The sequence below is a fragment of the Bacillus sp. JZ109 genome, assembly GCF_053903135.1.
In genome coordinates, this window is record NZ_CP096388.1 from 3,316,694 (window position 1) to 3,333,221 (window position 16,528).

Annotated in this window: 19 protein-coding genes and 1 pseudogene; 1 reads left to right on the forward strand and 19 read right to left on the reverse strand. The window is 44.7% G+C overall.

What is annotated here, in order from left to right; genetic code table 11:
* Positions 1-76 precede the first annotated feature (76 nt).
* From yesN to M1D94_RS17575, 19 genes and pseudogenes are all read right to left on the reverse strand, one after another.
* Positions 77-1,183: a two-component system response regulator YesN gene (yesN, locus tag M1D94_RS17485; RefSeq protein WP_249852569.1), complete on the reverse strand. Its 1,107-nt coding sequence runs from the start codon at positions 1,181-1,183 to the stop codon at positions 77-79.
* A complete protein-coding gene (gene yesM / locus M1D94_RS17490; RefSeq protein WP_019712808.1) occupies positions 1,183-2,916 on the reverse strand; it encodes a two-component system sensor histidine kinase YesM in 1,734 nt (577 codons plus the stop codon). Before yesM ends, yesN begins: the two co-directional genes overlap by 1 nt.
* Positions 2,913-3,542, reverse strand: coding sequence for a YesL family protein (locus M1D94_RS17495; protein ID WP_019712807.1), 630 nt, complete (start codon positions 3,540-3,542; stop codon positions 2,913-2,915). Before M1D94_RS17495 ends, yesM begins: the two co-directional genes overlap by 4 nt.
* 114 nt (positions 3,543-3,656) lie before the next feature.
* Positions 3,657-3,959, reverse strand: coding sequence for a YesK-like family protein (locus M1D94_RS17500; protein ID WP_049140816.1), 303 nt, complete (start codon positions 3,957-3,959; stop codon positions 3,657-3,659).
* Positions 3,960-3,981: 22 nt separating this feature from the next.
* A complete protein-coding gene (locus M1D94_RS17505) occupies positions 3,982-4,524 on the reverse strand; it encodes a GNAT family N-acetyltransferase (protein WP_456270296.1) in 543 nt (180 codons plus the stop codon).
* A gap of 124 nt (positions 4,525-4,648) precedes the next feature.
* Positions 4,649-5,218 (reverse strand): spore coat protein CotJC, encoded by a 570-nt coding sequence (gene cotJC / locus M1D94_RS17510; protein WP_003233850.1) that lies wholly within the window; start codon positions 5,216-5,218, stop codon positions 4,649-4,651.
* A 14-nt stretch (positions 5,219-5,232) separates the two neighbouring features.
* Positions 5,233-5,496, reverse strand: coding sequence for a spore coat protein CotJB (cotJB, locus tag M1D94_RS17515; protein ID WP_003219491.1), 264 nt, complete (start codon positions 5,494-5,496; stop codon positions 5,233-5,235).
* The gene (gene cotJA, locus M1D94_RS17520; RefSeq protein WP_003219489.1) at positions 5,480-5,728 is read right to left on the reverse strand and encodes a spore coat-associated protein CotJA; all 249 of its coding nucleotides are present in this window, start codon (positions 5,726-5,728) and stop codon (positions 5,480-5,482) included. Before cotJA ends, cotJB begins: the two co-directional genes overlap by 17 nt.
* Before the next feature lie 126 nt (positions 5,729-5,854).
* Positions 5,855-6,723 (reverse strand): annotated as a pseudogene (locus M1D94_RS17525) (NmrA family NAD(P)-binding protein).
* Entirely contained in the window at positions 6,720-7,163 is a 444-nt protein-coding gene (locus M1D94_RS17530) for a nuclear transport factor 2 family protein (RefSeq protein ID WP_015715468.1), read from the reverse strand. The pseudogene M1D94_RS17525 and the gene M1D94_RS17530 overlap by 4 nt, the downstream one beginning before the upstream one ends.
* A 79-nt stretch (positions 7,164-7,242) precedes the next feature.
* Entirely contained in the window at positions 7,243-7,827 is a 585-nt protein-coding gene (locus M1D94_RS17535) for a TetR/AcrR family transcriptional regulator (protein ID WP_038828345.1), read from the reverse strand.
* A 114-nt stretch (positions 7,828-7,941) separates the two neighbouring features.
* A complete protein-coding gene (locus M1D94_RS17540; RefSeq protein ID WP_064671874.1) occupies positions 7,942-8,370 on the reverse strand; it encodes a hypothetical protein in 429 nt (142 codons plus the stop codon).
* Positions 8,371-8,503: 133 nt separating this feature from the next.
* Positions 8,504-9,223, reverse strand: coding sequence for a YebC/PmpR family DNA-binding transcriptional regulator (locus tag M1D94_RS17545; RefSeq protein ID WP_326354475.1), 720 nt, complete (start codon positions 9,221-9,223; stop codon positions 8,504-8,506).
* 159 nt (positions 9,224-9,382) lie between these two features.
* Positions 9,383-9,556, reverse strand: coding sequence for a phosphatase RapH inhibitor PhrH (gene phrH, locus M1D94_RS17550; protein ID WP_032726704.1), 174 nt, complete (start codon positions 9,554-9,556; stop codon positions 9,383-9,385).
* Positions 9,546-10,676 carry a response regulator aspartate phosphatase RapH gene (gene rapH / locus M1D94_RS17555; protein ID WP_326243318.1) on the reverse strand — a complete coding sequence of 377 codons (1,131 nt, stop codon included), beginning with the start codon at positions 10,674-10,676 and terminating at the stop codon, positions 9,546-9,548. The genes phrH and rapH overlap by 11 nt, the downstream gene beginning before the upstream one ends.
* 145 nt (positions 10,677-10,821) lie before the next feature.
* A complete protein-coding gene (locus tag M1D94_RS17560; protein ID WP_424935173.1) occupies positions 10,822-11,982 on the reverse strand; it encodes a lysozyme inhibitor LprI family protein in 1,161 nt (386 codons plus the stop codon).
* Positions 11,983-12,089: 107 nt separating this feature from the next.
* On the reverse strand, positions 12,090-13,097 hold the full coding sequence (locus M1D94_RS17565) for a YncE family protein (protein ID WP_326243316.1): 1,008 nt from the start codon (positions 13,095-13,097) through the stop codon (positions 12,090-12,092).
* Positions 13,098-13,202: 105 nt separating this feature from the next.
* On the reverse strand, positions 13,203-14,123 hold the full coding sequence (locus M1D94_RS17570; protein ID WP_424935174.1) for a DUF5655 domain-containing protein: 921 nt from the start codon (positions 14,121-14,123) through the stop codon (positions 13,203-13,205).
* A 12-nt stretch (positions 14,124-14,135) separates the two neighbouring features.
* The gene (locus M1D94_RS17575) at positions 14,136-14,474 is read right to left on the reverse strand and encodes a hypothetical protein (protein ID WP_021481280.1); all 339 of its coding nucleotides are present in this window, start codon (positions 14,472-14,474) and stop codon (positions 14,136-14,138) included.
* A gap of 166 nt (positions 14,475-14,640) precedes the next feature.
* On the opposite strand from M1D94_RS17575, the gene M1D94_RS17580 reads away from it, so the two are divergent.
* Positions 14,641-16,527 (forward strand): ribonuclease YeeF family protein, encoded by a 1,887-nt coding sequence (locus tag M1D94_RS17580; protein WP_424935175.1) that lies wholly within the window; start codon positions 14,641-14,643, stop codon positions 16,525-16,527.
* The last annotated feature ends 1 nt before the right edge of the window (position 16,528 follow it).

The window sequence follows — 16,528 nt, forward strand, 5'->3', positions numbered from 1 at the left end:
TACATTTTATTTTAAAGCGTTCGGATAGGGCGAAACACTCAAAAAACAGTGGCGAAAGTCAAAAAAACAGAGATGGCTATCCTGCGGAAGCGCCTCCCTGTTTTCTTCTGAATTCTGACGGTGTCAGACCGGTATATTTTTTAAAAACAAGACTGAAATACTTCGGATTATCGCCAAACCCGATTTCTTCAGCAATTTCTGATACACTCGCATCCCGCCTCATTTTCATCTGTTTTATCGCATGTTCAAGACGCACTCGTGTAACATATTGTGAAAATTTCTCGCCTGTTTCCTGCTTAAATAACTTCCCGAGATAATCAGGATTCATAAACAGCATATCCTTCGCCGCCCATTTTAAGGACAGATTCGGATTTCCGAGCTCGTCGGCAATAAGCCTGATCATTTTTGAAATCACTGCGCTCCCATGCAGGTCACCAGACGCTTCGGCTGTGTCACGAAACAGCTGCCCCGCGTTCCGGAGTTCTCCCGCCTGACTGATGGCCATCTTGCGGTCCGCAAAAACCTCCGCCGCCTTTTCAGTGGCGTTCTCCACTACGGCGAGCACGGTCCATTCTCCGCTGCTGCTAACCGCTGTCAGTGCCGACCCGAGTGCCTCTCTGGCTGTGGCATCAATAGATTGTTCCCCTTTTAAGATCAAGAGGCGGATCTTTTTTCCGGCAAGTGAAGGCGGTGGAGACAGCTGGGCCACACCGGCGATCAAGCCTTCCAAGTATTGATCAGCTGCAAAGGAACGGATATGGTCCAGCTCGTGTTTCAGATGGGCTGTTTTCTTTTTGTGCACATCTTGCCGCTTCAGCTCAGCAATGATTTCCTCCAGCGAGCTGATAATCTGCTGTTCATTGCAGGGTTTCAGCAAATAATGCTTCACCCCATATTTCATGGCTTCCTTTGCGTACTCAAACTCTCCAAACCCGGACAGGACGATAAATTGCACCGACGGGCTGATGGCTGACACCTTTTTGATCAGCTCAAGCCCGTCCATGCCGGGCATTTTGACGTCTGTGATGACGATATGCGGCTGCTTATGTACAATCTTTTCATATGCTTCATGTCCGTTCTGCGCTTTACCGATCAATGAGGCGCCAAGCGACTCCCACTCAATGATTCCTGCCATTCCATCAAGGATAATCCTCTCATCATCAGCCAGCAGTATTTTATACATCACACCACCTCATTTCGGCACGGTATTGTGATCACAATCCTCGTCCCCTTTTCATGCTCACTATGAATCCGCAAGCCGTATGGCTCTCCGAATGTCAGGCTGATGCGCTCGCGAATATTCCAAAGTCCGATTCCTCTTCCGCCCGTTGATTCAAGAATCCGTCCATCCATGCCAGGACCGTTATCTTCGACCGTAATACAGACACATTCCTTTGCCTTTTTCGCCTGAATCCGGATGGCGCATGGCCTTGTAAAGGGTTCAAGCGCGTATTGAATCGCATTTTCCGCAAGCGGCTGGAGCGTCAGTTTCGGAATGAGGCAATGCTTCACCTCATCGTCAATATCCAACGTGAAATTCAGGCGCTCTTCAAATCGAAATCGCTGAATGGTCATATAGTGACGTAAAATGTCCGCCTCCTCCTGAATGGTCACGATATCCTTTTTCATATGTATGCTGTTTCTCAGAAGAAAACCGAGCGATTCCACCATTTTTGAGATTTGCTTTTGCTGATTCGCCTTGGCCAGCCAATTGATGGACTCGAGCGTGTTATATAAAAAATGCGGATTGATCTGGGCTTGCAGTGCTTTCAATTCGGTTTCTTTAATAATGAGCTGTTTTTCCACATTTTCTTCCATCAGCTCATTAATCCGTTTCATCATGACAGTAAAATGGCGGTTCAGCATGCCGGCCTCATCCTGTGTATGTTCCGGCAGAGAAAGCGACACACCTGCTTCAATACCGCCGTGCTGTACCGATTTCATCGCGGTCACAAGCTGTTCAATCGGCTCCGTGATGCTGTTGGCGATTTTCCTTCCGAAAAGCAAAACCACACAGAAAAAGAGGAGAAAGCATGTGCCGATCACTGTTTTCATAAAGGAAATTTTCGCGAACATCTGATCAAAGGGGATAACGTTATAGTAGCTCCAATTTTGGTAGGATGATTGAAGATAAGAAATAAAGTAACGTTTGCCATTCTTTTTTATCAAGTCATAACCGGGGTGCTTCAGCGTCTCTTTTGCTGCCTCAGGAACATGCGCTGATGCATGTGCCGTATACACCAAATTCCCGCCTTGGTCGGCAATCATAATGTCTCCGACTGAATCGCCCCAATCCTTCGGCACATCACGAATCATTTGTTTTACATTGACTTGGATCAGCACCATGCCCAAGCCGTTCAGACTCAGCTGGTGATATGACCTGATCTGCCGTGCTGAAATCAGGACAGGATCTGACCCGCCGAGCGTCATCCAAAGATTTCTTCCATTTTTCGCTTTCGCTCGCTTAAATACCTCTTCCTGCTCCTGCTGCAAAAGATCTGAAGAACTGCTTCCGGCTGAATACTCTGAGCCGCGGGCATCAATCAAATGAATGGAATCGATGTACTTTTCATCACTGGCATATCCCGCAAGCTGATCCCAAAGCTCCTGCTTCATTTGATATTGATCATACGTATCATCCCGATTTTGCATGCTCAGGATGCGCTGAATCTGTTCGTCTGTAATGATTTCATATGACACATCCTCTATCTTCTTCAGCTCGTCTTCGATCCTTTCAGAAGACATGCGAAGCACCTCCGAGGACTTGCGGTAAATCTGCTCATCATACACATGAAAGGCATACTGGACCCCGCTGTATACAAATAGAAAGGATACGGCCATAATCAACGATAGAAACACAAACAGCTTATCCTTAATCTTCATCCGCCTGTACCAGCCAGCAACTCTTTTCTTCATGCCGCCTTTTCTTTCTCCTGCCGCTGATCCATTGACCGAAACGCTTTAAAGGACAGCTTCGTTAAGATCAGGCTGAGTAAACTCCCGCTGAAAAACAATAGAAACGTGACATGAAACAGAACGAGACAAAGCACACCGACAGCGCCCGCTGCCATCAAAAGTGTCACCGCCGGACGGCTGAAAGCAATCAAAAAGCTGATGCTCAGCACCTCTCTGATTTTTACGTCAAAATGAGAAAATACCGGGAACACATACAGCACAACAAACGCGAAAATCAAACTAATGCTCAGGAATACATTGACGAGCACAGGCTGATCCATCTGAGCCGCTATCCGCATATCCGCAAACAGAAACAGGGCAGCCGTCACAACGATAAGCCCGAGGATCTGTGATGCCCGCCATTCCTTTTTAAACGTCCGAAAAAAGACAGAAAACACCGGGGCATCTGTATTCCCCTTCGCCCATTCTCTCGCCACTGTAAACATCGCGGCAGTAGCGGGCATCAGCCCAAATACAACCAGGCCTGCAAGAGAAAACAAAATCCAAAGCACATTCAAATAGGCCAGTCTCATCACCCACGTACAAAAACGATTCAGCCCATTTGTCACACTGTGTATCATCAACATCACCTTCCTGCTTCGGAAAACGCTTTCATTTTAAAGTAATATGTATTTCTCCTTTCGAAAGAAAATTCCTGCCGTTCTGTGAAAATTTCGACATGATGAGAGACGGCAGCAGCCTTATCTTTTCCTGTAACGCCGGATGGCCTTATCGATCAAATATCCGGCAATGGCTCCGAAAATGACATTGAATCCAAGCATTCCGAGCGCAGCCCCTTCCCAGCCGCGTACATACACGAGGCTGTACCAGATCGCAAACACACCAAGGACGATCAGCCCGGCCAACATCCATTCCGGCCGACTTTTGTCAGGAAATCTCATCCGCATCAAAACGGATACGCCAGCAAACAGACAAGCCGTCACAATCCCTGTCACAAATAAAATTGACCACACATCGCCTGCCCTCCCTTTTAGAAAAGACAAAAAAGCCCCCTGCAAAGGACGCTTATTCTGCCGTAATCTCTTTCTCAAACAAATGATATCCGGACGCATCAGCACCCATGAATTCATATCCCATACGCCGATAAAAGGAATGCAGGGCATCGCTATCAGCGACACAGTCAAGCCGGATCCGCGTTTTTTCCGGAAAGTGTATGCCCGTCTCCGCCCACTGAAGGACGCGGGCTCCAAGCCCCTGTCCCGCAAACCGGCGGCTTACTGCGAGGCGATGCAAATAAATGGACTCCTCATGCCCATCGTCTCCCCAAAGCGTCCGGTCCCACTCGCTCGGTTCAGGCAGCAGCATCACGACAGCCGCAAGCTCATCATCTTTTTTAAACACAAACACATGTCCCTTTTCAATTGACCCCGTAATATCATGTATATCTTGCCCTTTCAGAAGTCCGCTCCATTGGTTAGAACCCCGATCCCGGAGCCATTCAGCTGTTCGGACGAGCAACCCGGTAATCGATTCTGCATCCTCATAGACGGCCGGACACGCGTAAATTCCATCTGCAATCGTTTCGTTCTCAATCTTAAAAGCTGACATAAAGGCCTCCCAATTAAAAAGTAAGCTTGCACACACACCTTGATTATAATGCAGACCAAACTGCAAAAACAGACCATTTTCTCTGTATGTAAAAGGGTGTATGAAGGAGAGGCCAATCTGCCTATTAGAAAATCTTCTTTTTATCCCGTTCTTCTTTTAAAATTTCAACCGCTTCTCTGAAGCGCATAGAGTGTACGATTTCACGCTCACGCAAAAAACGCAGGGAATCGTTTAAATCAGGATCATCCGAAATATCAATCAGCCATTGATACGTCGCCCGCGCCTTTTCTTCTGCGGCAATATCTTCGTATAAATCGGCAATCGGATCGCCCTTCGCTTGGATATAGCTCGCGGTAAACGGCACGCCCGCCGCATTATGATAAAAAAGCGCGCTGTCGTGATTGACGTAATGATCGCCAAGCCCAGCTTCACGCAGCTGCTCCGGTGTGGCGTCTTTCGTTAACTTATAGACCATGGTCGCAATCATTTCCAAATGAGCAAACTCCTCCGTGCCGATATCTGTTAAAAGGCCGATGACCTTATCAGGAATCGTATAACGCTGGTTCAAATACCGGAGAGCTGCGGCCAGCTCGCCGTCCGCTCCGCCATACTGCTCAATCAAATACTTCGCCAGCGTCGGGTTGCACGTACTGACCTTGACAGGGTATTGCAGCTTCTTTTCATACACCCACATTCAGGCATTCCTCCTTATACTTGCCACGGCCATGGCCCTTTTCCCCAATCCCAATCCTTGCCCGCGGGGCTGTTGCCGAACTGCAAAAGCGGTCCGTAAGAGGATTCGAACTGTCTTTTTAAGTGCCTTGAATAGCCGGAATATTGATTGAATTGCTTCAGCGCATCTTCATCATGAGGATGTGTATTTAAATAAAGACTCAGCTCAACAAGCACAAAATCAGCAGCCTGTATTTGCTCAAGCTGACGATAATATTCGGCGTCAACCTTTTTTGCCATGTGCGTCTCCCCCTCGATAAGGGTTTTCATAAAAATCATAGAGATCCTTCCAAAGGGTGCCTTTCCTCAAAGCCTCCATCGGCGAAAACTGCTCCATGTGCTCAGGCTGAAAGGTCATATAAAGGTTAGGGGGCGTTCTGTAATATTTCTTCCCTATGGGCGGACAGGGATCAAAACGGCTGTGAAAGGGCGTATATGATTTGACAGGCGTAAACGGCTGCATATCCTTCATTCCGGCTCCTCCTTTCTCAAAAACAATGACCTTAATAGGTATGAGGCAGGAGGCATGATTATGACTAAAACACGACTTAGCTTTTTCAATAAGAAGACCTTCGGAAGCGCCGAAGGTCTTTCTAGACTATTCAGTCCAAAATGAGGTCAGTGTTTCCAATATGCAGCATGAGCATCCGCAAACTCTGACAGCGAACGAGGTTCTTTTCCCGTCACACGCTTCACTGTATCCGTTACCCGATGTTCCGCACCATGGCTGATTGCCTCATCAAGCTTCGCCATAAAATGGGCATAATCCGCGGGCAAACCTCCTGCCTCCATTTTATGCTGCAGCTCGGAACGAGAAATGCTGACATGCTCCACCCGGCGTCCCGCCGCAGCTCCAATGATCTCCGCCGCTTCGGCATAGCTCAGCGCCTCGGGACCTGTCAGAATATGATGTGTTTGATGAGGAACATCATCAATCAAAGCCCTGACGGCTGTTTCTGCGATGTCATCAGCGTCAATAAACCCAAGTTTTCCTTCACCCGAAGCCGTTGTGATGCGGCCCTCCGTTTGAATAGACATGTGATGCTGGACATTGATGAAATTTTGCATAAAGTATGAGGGCCGCAGCACCGTCCATTCTGGAAACTCGCGCACTGCCTGGTGAAGCGCGCCAAACACGGGACCGTTCTCGGAGACAACAGACGCACTTTGCATCACTACCCGCTTTGCGCCGAGACGCTTTGCTTCCTTTAAAAAGGGAAGCACATAGGGAGCCGGATCAAGTACACCAACCGGAGCAACAAGATAGATGTCTTTTACCTGTTCTAGAGCAGGCCTAAAACTGGAGGCATCCTTCCAATCAAAATACACATACTCCGCACTTGCAAGCGCGCCCTTTTTTCGGCTTGCAATACGCACTCTGTATCCCAGCTTTATTAAACGGCTGGCAATTCGGCTGCCGACTGTGCCGGTCCCGCCCGTGATTAAAATCGGATTCTGTTTCATCATTTCCCACTCTCCTCTGTTTGCAAAAATGATCCTCCAAAGGCCTCTTTTACAACAAGCGGATTCCAATAATCCCTATAACGCACAATGCGGCCGTCTCTCGTTTCGATGACACTGATATAGCTTTGGCGATAAGGCAGTCCAGTCTCAATCACATGGCCGTCACATTGAAACTCCGCAATCACCGTATTCGAGTCTGCTGAACGGTACACTGTCGGAGTGGTAAATGAAGAAAGATGGATCTGCTTAGGATAATCCTTAATATAGTTGTAAATGGCCGCTTTTCCTTCTATTCTTTTTGGTGATCCCTCCGGCGCATAAGGAAACTCAAATACAGCATTCTCATCCCAAAGCTCCATCCAGCTCTTCATGTCCTTCTCAAGCATATAAGCCATAAACTTTCTCAATGTTTCACATGCTTTTTCAAATTCATTCATCAACATTCATCATCACCTCTTTTTTTATTTCCAGACCATTCAGTCCAAAAAATACACACATGGGCAAAGAATTCTTTACCACATGTTAATCAAGCACTGATAAACTCACGTCAACATGGTCCTGAAGACGATCCATATCTGCCGTCACTTTTGCAATAAATGTCAGTGACAGCCTGCTCTGATTCAGGTACCGGGCGAGCGCAGATATATCATGATCTTCGCCATTCAATTCTCCTTGATCCTTCGCCCTTAAAAGCGCCTGATAAAAAGCGTCCTCAAGCTGCTTGGATTGTCTGTCAAAATACCGGGCAAGCTCAGGGTCATGCGGGATCTGTTCAATCGCACTGTTCATAATGTAGCACGCCTTCGCCCGTTCCGGATCCCTCAGGGCATTGACACCTTCCTGAAAAATATCACGAATGGCTTCCTTTACAGATCCTGGCGCTTCAAGCCTTTCCATAACTGCAGCGTTTTTCCCTTCAAGATACGATTTCACCGCGGACAAAAACAAATCACGCTTCGTGCCATACGTATCATACAAGCTCTGGCGCGCAATGCCTAAATGAGAGAGCAGACCCTGAAGAGACGTTCCTTCGTAGCCATACTCTCCAAAAACCTCTATCGCCCTGTGAAGAACAAGTGCCGTATCAAATTCTTTATTCCTCCCCAAAAAACGATCACCTCCTGAAACAAATGTTACCAGTTTCCAGACTGAACAGTCAAGAAAAAAAGATAAAAAACACTCTTGATCTGCAAGAGTGTCCTCTTTATACCATCATCTTCTTTATTTATAACCGTCTTTTCCCCAGTGGCCCATATGGTGGTGATGGTGGCCATAATGACCATCATGATGGTGGTGATAATTATCCTTTCCAACATGGTGATGATGGTGATGAAGATTATCTTTTCCATCATGATGATGGTGATAATAGTGGTGATGGCCATCATTTTCATGGTGCATGTTCGGATAATTTACAGTTCCCGGAGAGCCTCCATAGCCGCCGCTTGGGTAACCGCCGGATCCTCCGTATCCTCCGTACGTTCCATATCCCGGATAGCCGCCGACACCTCCATGTATGCCGTGATCTGGGTAGCCTCCATACATGCCAAAGCCCGGGTGGCCTCCATACATGCCATAACCCGGGTGGCCAATACCAAAGCCCTGATAATGACCAAAACCAGGTCCGCCATACATATGTCTTGTATCAGTCATATTCACTCTCTCCTTCACATAGGTTACAGTCCAGAGTATGAGAATATCTTATAGATCGTATAGGCGGCCGCCTACATACAGCTAAAACAATTTCCAGGACAAAAAAAGCAGGCCATAACAGCCTGCTCACTCCTTACTCACCTAAATCAACGTTATGATATACCTGTTGAACATCTTCCAAATCTTCTAATGCATCAATCAATTTTTCAAACTGTTCCTTTGCATCATCCGGAAGCGTTACTTCACTTTGCGCAAGCATTGTCAGCTCCGCTACTGTAAATTCCTCGACACCCGCGTTTTTAAACGCCTCTTGCACCGCATGGAATTGATCAGGCTCAGCATATACGATCACGCTGTCATCCTCTTCTAAAATGTCACGTACATCAACATCCTCTTCCATCAGGATTTCAAGCGCTTCGTCAGCAGTTTTGCCTTCCACACCGATTACAGCCGTCGCGTCAAACATGTAAGCAACAGATCCGCTCACACCCATGTTTCCGCCGTTTTTCCCGAACGCCGCACGCACTTCCGGCGCCGTACGGTTTACATTATTCGTCAGCGCATCAACGATAATCATTGATCCGTTCGGCCCGAAGCCCTCATAACGAAGCTCATCGTAATTCTCTTCCGCTCCGCCCTTCGCCTTCTCGATCGCACGTTCAATGATGTTTTTCGGCACGCTGTAAGTCTTCGCACGCTCAAGCACAACCTTCAGCGCCTGGTTGGATTCCGGATCAGGCTCGCCCTGTTTCGCCGCCACATAAATCTCACGGCCAAACTTCGCATAAATTCGACTCGTATTTGCGTCCTTAGACGCCTTCTTCTCTTTAATATTGTTCCACTTACGGCCCATGATGTTCCACTCTCTTTCATATATATCAATCTAAATACTGTTATTCACTTTATCCATTATACCTCAAATGGTTTGGTTGTTTCGAGTGTCTTGCGTTAGAAATAGAAGGAATGCCGCGATGTGAAAAATGGAACGTCTTCCGTAAAGCAAGAAAAAGCCCTAGCTAAGGGCTTTCTTCTGATCACTAAGTTTGTAAGGGGAATGATCGATATACGTCGTATTTCGATCTGTTGATTCCTTAAATCCGCCGGAGTTTGTCAGGGTTGGAAACGACATGCTTCCCAAAACTAGAGTAATAGCCAGACACATCATCACTTTTTTCTTAATAGGCATATAAACACTCTCCTTTTAGAATATCTTCTTGGGCTTTCAGCACTTTCCGATAAAACGCAGCGGCTTGTTCAAAGTGACAGCTGCTTTCAAAAACAGTGGCAGCACTCCGGGCACATGCTTCAATGTACGCGTGCAGGTTCTTTTTTTCGAAATAGCTTATAAGATCATGAATTTTTCGTTCGTCAACAGTCTCCTTGTACACGGCCTGCAAGAACAGAAACAATTCTTTATAAAATTTGTGAGAACGTGCTGTGATATAGTCTAATCCTTCCTCTATGAACTGAAACGCCTTCTGTGTTTGGCCCGCTTTACATAATGTCCAGCTTAATCCAAACAAGACTTTCGGAAGCAGATCAGGCACTTTCTCTCTGCTTACTTTCGCCGCTTTTTGGAAATGTTCTACAGCCATCTGATCGTCTCCTGATCTGTCATAGCTGTTCGCGATGTTCAATAGAGAAATGGCGATAAACCTGTCATTTTGAATGTCCGTTGCCAATTTGAGCGCCGTCTCTAAATGCGGGAGCGCTTTATCATAATGTTTGAAATCATCATAATTGCCGGCGATCACAAACAAGCTTTGTATCGTTCTAATGCTGTATAGGGGATTGTTTTGATAAATGTCTAAGGCTTGAAGAATATGATGCATCGACACATGGGTTTGCTTCATGTGATAATACGCTTCGGCCACTTTAAAATGGAATTCCGCTTTCTCAATTTCATCTGACACAAACGGCAGTTCTTTCTCCGCCTCGCGATAATACCCGATGGCTTCAACATATTCTTTTTGATCAAATTCATACATGCCGCGGAAAAACAAAGAGTAATATTTCAAAAGGCCTGTGAGTTTTTTCTGAGGGGTCTCAATCGTTTCAAGAAGCTCTGTCACTGTAGGGCGATTCCCGTATGTTTGTCCCGGCTCCAAATAATCAAGCATCAGCTGGTGACGAAAACACATCAGAGAATAATAGATCAGCAAATCCTGGTCTTCTTCCATCTGCTGAATGTCCTGCTCCACCTCCGCTTTCAGAACCTCAGCATCCGGAACACTGAACTGGCGAATCATTTTATACCATTCATTAATCTTAACACCAACACGCGAAGACGGTATGGCTTGACTCAACGGCTTCCCTCCTTCTCTATGAGATATGTCATATTCTATCAATCCCAAATTTTGAAAACAATACGAAAGGAAGAAATTGTTTTTTCATCCTGTCAATTTGTTTTTCTACGCAAAAAAGACCCTTTACGCAAGGGTCTTTGTCATTCTATTTCATATACGTATTCACGAGCTCGTAACAGCGCTCTTTCGTCTGTTTGGCAAGCTCTTCCGTTTGGACGACTCGGGATAATGAACCGCCGCCCTCCTCATCATATCGTTTCTGGGCCGCAGCATCCCTATCCTTCATCCATTGGCGTTGTTTCACTTTTAATGCCGCCATATCTGAAGCAGAAAGCTGTTTTTGCAGCACGCCGTATATCTCGTTCAGCAATCCGTCCCACATTTGATAGTTGTAACCGTAATCCTCAATCATCTGATAATCACTTTGATAGTCATTGTGCTTTTCTTTCTGTTCTGTCGCTGACAATTTGGCAACATAATCTGCTTTTTTGCTTCCCGTTGTCTGCTCACTGCTCTGTGTATCCGCTGTATCGGGCGATGCGGTTTCCGCAGTCTTCTGAGCTGTCTCTTGCTCCGGGGCCTCAGTCTCGTTTTCATTATCACTTATCAGACTGGTATCCTTTGAGCCGATCGCTGCCTTTCTTTCCCCATTTGAACTTTTCACATTGAAAAGATAAGCTGTTCCGCCGGCAGCCTTCGATTCATAGGACTTCACAAATTCCGCCGTTTCACCGTTTCTCGACAGAATCGTTTTCGCTTCTTCTTTTGTCAGCTTGATATCATCCCCTTGAAGCGACTTGCTGTCCCATTTGTTGATCTTCCAATCGCCATCTTCCTTCACCAATTCAAACGTCCATAACGTGCCCATGTTGTTTAATTCTGTTGCCGGATCTATTGATGAAGCCTCTATCTTATTCTTGTTCTGTTTATATGTAAAACGCACATCGAAATCAGTGCCGGGGTGAAAAGGAGCATCACACTCGCAAAAGTACTCTCCGGCCAAATTCTTTAAGGTCTGATCTGCAAACGTTTCTGTTGCATAAGGCAGCACACTAGGCCGTAGCTTGTTGAAATCCGCCTTGTTTGCCGTGCTCCAGCCGTTTTCCTTTCCCGCTTTATCAAATGCATTGAAGATCGAATCTACATCGTTTTTCAAAGCTGATTTTACTTCCTGCTCCGTCAGCTTCGCAACGCTCGCCTTCTTCACGGCTTGCTTTTCTTGATCCTTATCAGAAGATCCGCTATTAGAACACGCCGATAATAGGAATAGTATCGATAAAAGCATCGCACCTAATTTATAACTCATTGTCTCTCTCACCCTTCTGCTCTCTCATGGTAGCTTTTTAATTTTATAGGTCTTTTGTCAGTTTGTACATTTCATTTTTACAGAAGCAGAAAGAGAGTGAAATGAGCTTACTCAACCACAACAAAATCCTGAACCTTCACTTGTTCCTCAGGCAAATCAAACTGATAAAGCATCTTCTTAGAATGGATATCAAACACACCCACATACCCGCCAATGCCCTTTTTATGCTCTTCCTGGGCAACAACATACAGTTGACTCCCCTTAAACTTCCCCTCCATATAAGGGAATTTCAAGTCGTATGTATGAAAAGAAAAGTCCTTCCCATACTCCAGCAAGTTCGCCTCACCCTCTTTGTCCTCGTACGTAACGTAAAAACTGCCGCTTTCTTTGTCATAGTATACGGTATCAGCGTATTCAAGATCATCAGGATACGGAATATATGTCGTTTTCCATGTCCCTTTTTCAATCACAGTCAATTTATGATCCGAGCTCGCGACAATAAATTCCTCCGATTCTGCGAATTGATCAGCGTATGAGGCTAAGGTCAGGGTCTCTATGATTTCCTCTGTGTTTCTATCGATCACGTAAATAGCCATACCTTGAATGACATAAATATAATTCTCGTCACTCGACCCCATCGTGACAAGCGAAGGCAAGGTGAGGCTATATTCCTTTTTCGTTCTTTTGTCGTTTATATGCACATCATTCCCCGTCGTATCAACGTTATAGGCCTTAACAGAAACATCCTTCCCCTCATACCAAAACAAAAATGGATTTGATAGCGGATGCTTTTTTATGGCATCCTTCTCCAGCGTGTAATAAAAGGACTCATGTTCCGCTAGTAATACAATGTCTGTTGATGCGTAAGACTTCGTTTGGATGTACGGCACATCCGCCACCTTAAACGTGCGCCTATTAAATCTTTCGCCTGTTGAGGTTGAGAGCAGCGTGCTTTCTTTTATGAGAGGATTGGAGTAAATAAAAAAGATACGGTCTTCTTCGGGGTGAATGGCGGAAGCTTTGACAGGATACGCATTCTTATTTTGAAAGGAAATATAGACAGCCAACATAAAAACACTTGCGAACAAACCCAATAATATAAAACGCTTCTTCATATAAACAACTCCCAATATATGGTCCGAAACTCTATATCGTTTTCAACATGCCCTGTACATATCCCTTGTAACCCAATAAAAAAAAGAACTTCTCAATGGAAGTTCTCACTTATTTTTCTCATAGGATTGTTTGATCAATCCCATGATATATTCAATGTGTTCATCATCTTTTATGAAAATCTCATAGTCGCCATTTCCCCAGTGGCCGGTCTCAGAGACATCGCGCATTCTGTCCTCGGGATCATGCAATTCTCCCTTTTTCATATTCACCCACAGCTTAAGTCCGCTTTTTAAAAGAAGAATGTCAGTGAAATTTCGCTTATTTGATGTAAACGCAATATAAAGCTTTGTCGGTTTGATTGAAATATGATCGTCCAAATTAAAAATGAATTCCTTTAGCTGCTGATAAAGCTCTATGATGTCAAACGGTTTATCTGCAAGATGATCCTCTTCAGAAAACACTTTAATTTCTTTGCTGACCTCTTGAATGGTCTCACTTTGCTGCGAAATGGTCTTAATCGACTCGGAGACGCCATCAGCCTTCATTTGATTCAACTGGATCAGATCATTTTCGTACCTTTTAATCTCCCACAATTCAATTGGCAGATCTTTAAAATGGATCGATTGCTTTTGATACACTGTAAATACAGGTGAGATAAAAATGACCTTCGACTGCGACCAGTCTACATCATCCCGCTTTAACGGAAGATCATGATTTTCATTGTACTCAAGAATGAAATCTGCTTTATGATTGAGCATTGCCGCTAAGTAGGCGTAGCCCTGATCAACAACACTGAAGTTTTTCGTATTTTTATACTCGATAATCACAAAAGATTTCGTCTCAGCATCAAACGCTAACGTATCAATGCGGAAATTGCTAATCCTGAATTCAGATTTCACAAAACTGAGCCCCAACATTTGCTGAAGATTGGTCTCAAATAAATCCTGAATCTCTTTTTCTTTTTTAAACGGTTTCTCGCGAATATCTTCGATTTGATTTTGATTGTTTACTTTATAGAGATACATGCTGGACCCCTTTTATTTTACTAGTTCCATTAAGGTTTCTAAGGATAGACTCGAAACCGGATTTTGCGTTTTTGTTTTCAGCGTACCGCCAATCAAATAAGAATAGTCTCGGCACTCTGCCAATTGAAACCGGACTCTATTGTTCGTTTTAGTGATTTTGGCTGGTTCATCAGATTCCCAAGCGTCAACGATCTTGTAAACATTTAAAATCACACCGCTCCGAACAACAATTGCCCGTTTACATTCCTTTGCTCTGGACAATTTCATATCCCAGTTCCCGCAAGCGCGGTTCGTTAGCGTGTCGCCTTTTTGAATATCCTTGATCTTTATGATTAAGAAATCTTTATCCAAATGAGCTCTTCCCCTTTTTATTGATCTATCATTATCTTATCAAAACCGTGCACTTAGACACATGCCAAATGACTCATTTTTCCACCAAAACACGTTCTCACACCCACCATCATCCCACCCCGTGGTAAAATTTTGATATTGAGTGAACAAAAGAAGGGAAATGGTCATGAAAGTATTTGAAGCGAAAACACTGCTTTCGGAAGCGACAGACCGTGCAAAAGAGTACAAAGAACTAAGAACGCAAATGGTCAACTTGAGAAAAGCGTTAAAAAGCGTCGCTGATCTCAGTGACAGCGAATTCTCAGGAAAAGGCGCCAGCAACATCAAAGCATTCTATCACGACCACGTCGGCGTCACCGACCAGTGGATCGACTACATCGATATGAAAATCGCATTTTTCAACAGCATCGCCGGAGCCGCCGAGGACAAAGGCCTCTCAGACGCATACATCGAAGAATCCTTTCTGGAGCACGAACTGGCAAATGCAAATAAAAAATCAAAATCTATCATGTCTGAACAGAAAAAAGCGATGAAAGACATCTTAAACGATATCGACGACATCCTCCCGCTCGACCTGTTTTCAACCGAAACCTTCAAAGACGAGCTGGCCGATGCCAACGACAAACGCAAAAAAACACTGGAAAAATTGGACGCCTTGGACGAAGACCTGAAAACAGAATACGCCCTGTCTGAACCAAACGAACAATTCATCAAATCCGACTTCCAAAAGCTCCAAGAAGCAACGGGTAAAGGCAAAAATGCCACACCCATCCACTACAACGCCAAGGCGTACCGTGAGAGTGACATACATAAGAAAAAAGGCGACATTGAAAAGCGGACGGATGCTTATTTGAAGATTAAGAAAGAGGAAGCGAAGGAACGCGAGATTGAAAAATTGAAGAAAAAGCTTGCGGATGGGGTATCTGATCCTGATGAATATTTAGAAATTGCGAAGAAGATTGGGTATGAGAACCTTGAGCCTGCACAGTTACAGTATGTGGTGCAGCTTGAGCAAGCAAAACAGCTCGAAGAAGTTGGTGAAACCACATGGGAAGTTCTGAAAGGAGTTGGAGTCGGTCTCTACGATGTCGCTAAGGATACTGTGACTGGTGTTAAAGATTTAGCTGTCGGAGCGTGGGAGTTTTCCCAGCTCTCCGAAGAACAAAAATTAGCCAAAACAATTTCAACTGTATTGAAGACACCTTCTTATGCAAAAATCATATGGACAAACATAGCAGATTCATGGAATGATAAAATGGTTAACGGTGATGCATACTCACGATCTCATTATATTACCTATGTGGTCGGGAGCCTCGTCGGACTAAAAGGTGCTGGCTCTGTTGTGAAAGTAACAAGTAAACTTGGTAAAGCAGGTGCTGCCAAAATCGATAAAGTGCTTGAAGCTGGAGAAAAAGCTACTACTAAACATGTAAAGACAGGAATCCAGAAAACAAAAGATTTCAGCAGTGCTTTAAAAGGTAAAAATCAAGTCGCTTTTGCAGGGATTGCTCAGGATATTGAGAATACGCATAATGTAAAGAATACATCGCTTCTGAAAAAAGAAATTGAAGAACAGAAATCAAATGCATTGCAAAAAACTGAAAGAAAAACACAGAACATAAAGAAACCTAGAAAAACAATAATTCCTACAGTAAAAAGTGGTGAATTTAATAATTGGTTCAACTCATTAACAACGAAGCAACTTGATGAGCTTTGGACAGATAAGAAAGTTAGAAGAGCAATTGAAAGACAATTGAGAGCACCCGGCGGCATGCACGAATGGCATTTAGTTTCTCGGGCCCCTACTTTCAAACATTGGGGAGTTACAGCTGAACAAATTAGAGATTTAAGAACTGCCATAAACAAAGTCGAGTTTGTGAATCCAGTTGGTAAACACGGAGGATTGGGTTCAACCGCTGCTCATAATGAATTGCTAGGAATTATTGATTCATCCTTAAACTATAATATGTTTGTCCGAAGATTAAATAATTGGGCGAACTATAGGCTAAAAGGTGGAGCGGCAGCACTGCCAGAAGGATTAAGGACTAAATAAT

Coding starts and splice junctions, on each gene's coding strand:
- M1D94_RS17570 (WP_424935174.1), bottom strand. CDS start 14,123: ATGTATCTCTATAAAGTAAACAATCAAAATCAAATCGAAGATATTCGC.
- M1D94_RS17495 (WP_019712807.1), bottom strand. CDS start 3,542: ATGTTGATGATACACAGTGTGACAAATGGGCTGAATCGTTTTTGTACG.
- yesN (WP_249852569.1), bottom strand. CDS start 1,183: ATGTATAAAATACTGCTGGCTGATGATGAGAGGATTATCCTTGATGGA.
- cotJA (WP_003219489.1), bottom strand. CDS start 5,728: ATGAAGGATATGCAGCCGTTTACGCCTGTCAAATCATATACGCCCTTT.
- cotJB (WP_003219491.1), bottom strand. CDS start 5,496: ATGGCAAAAAAGGTTGACGCCGAATATTATCGTCAGCTTGAGCAAATA.
- M1D94_RS17505 (WP_456270296.1), bottom strand. CDS start 4,524: ATGTCAGCTTTTAAGATTGAGAACGAAACGATTGCAGATGGAATTTAC.
- phrH (WP_032726704.1), bottom strand. CDS start 9,556: ATGCCTATTAAGAAAAAAGTGATGATGTGTCTGGCTATTACTCTAGTT.
- yesM (WP_019712808.1), bottom strand. CDS start 2,916: ATGAAGAAAAGAGTTGCTGGCTGGTACAGGCGGATGAAGATTAAGGAT.
- M1D94_RS17580 (WP_424935175.1), top strand. CDS start 14,641: ATGAAAGTATTTGAAGCGAAAACACTGCTTTCGGAAGCGACAGACCGT.
- M1D94_RS17530 (WP_015715468.1), bottom strand. CDS start 7,163: ATGTTGATGAATGAATTTGAAAAAGCATGTGAAACATTGAGAAAGTTT.
- M1D94_RS17540 (WP_064671874.1), bottom strand. CDS start 8,370: ATGACTGATACAAGACATATGTATGGCGGACCTGGTTTTGGTCATTAT.
- cotJC (WP_003233850.1), bottom strand. CDS start 5,218: ATGTGGGTGTATGAAAAGAAGCTGCAATACCCTGTCAAGGTCAGTACG.
- M1D94_RS17545 (WP_326354475.1), bottom strand. CDS start 9,223: ATGGGCCGTAAGTGGAACAATATTAAAGAGAAGAAGGCGTCTAAGGAC.
- M1D94_RS17560 (WP_424935173.1), bottom strand. CDS start 11,982: ATGAGTTATAAATTAGGTGCGATGCTTTTATCGATACTATTCCTATTA.
- M1D94_RS17565 (WP_326243316.1), bottom strand. CDS start 13,097: ATGAAGAAGCGTTTTATATTATTGGGTTTGTTCGCAAGTGTTTTTATG.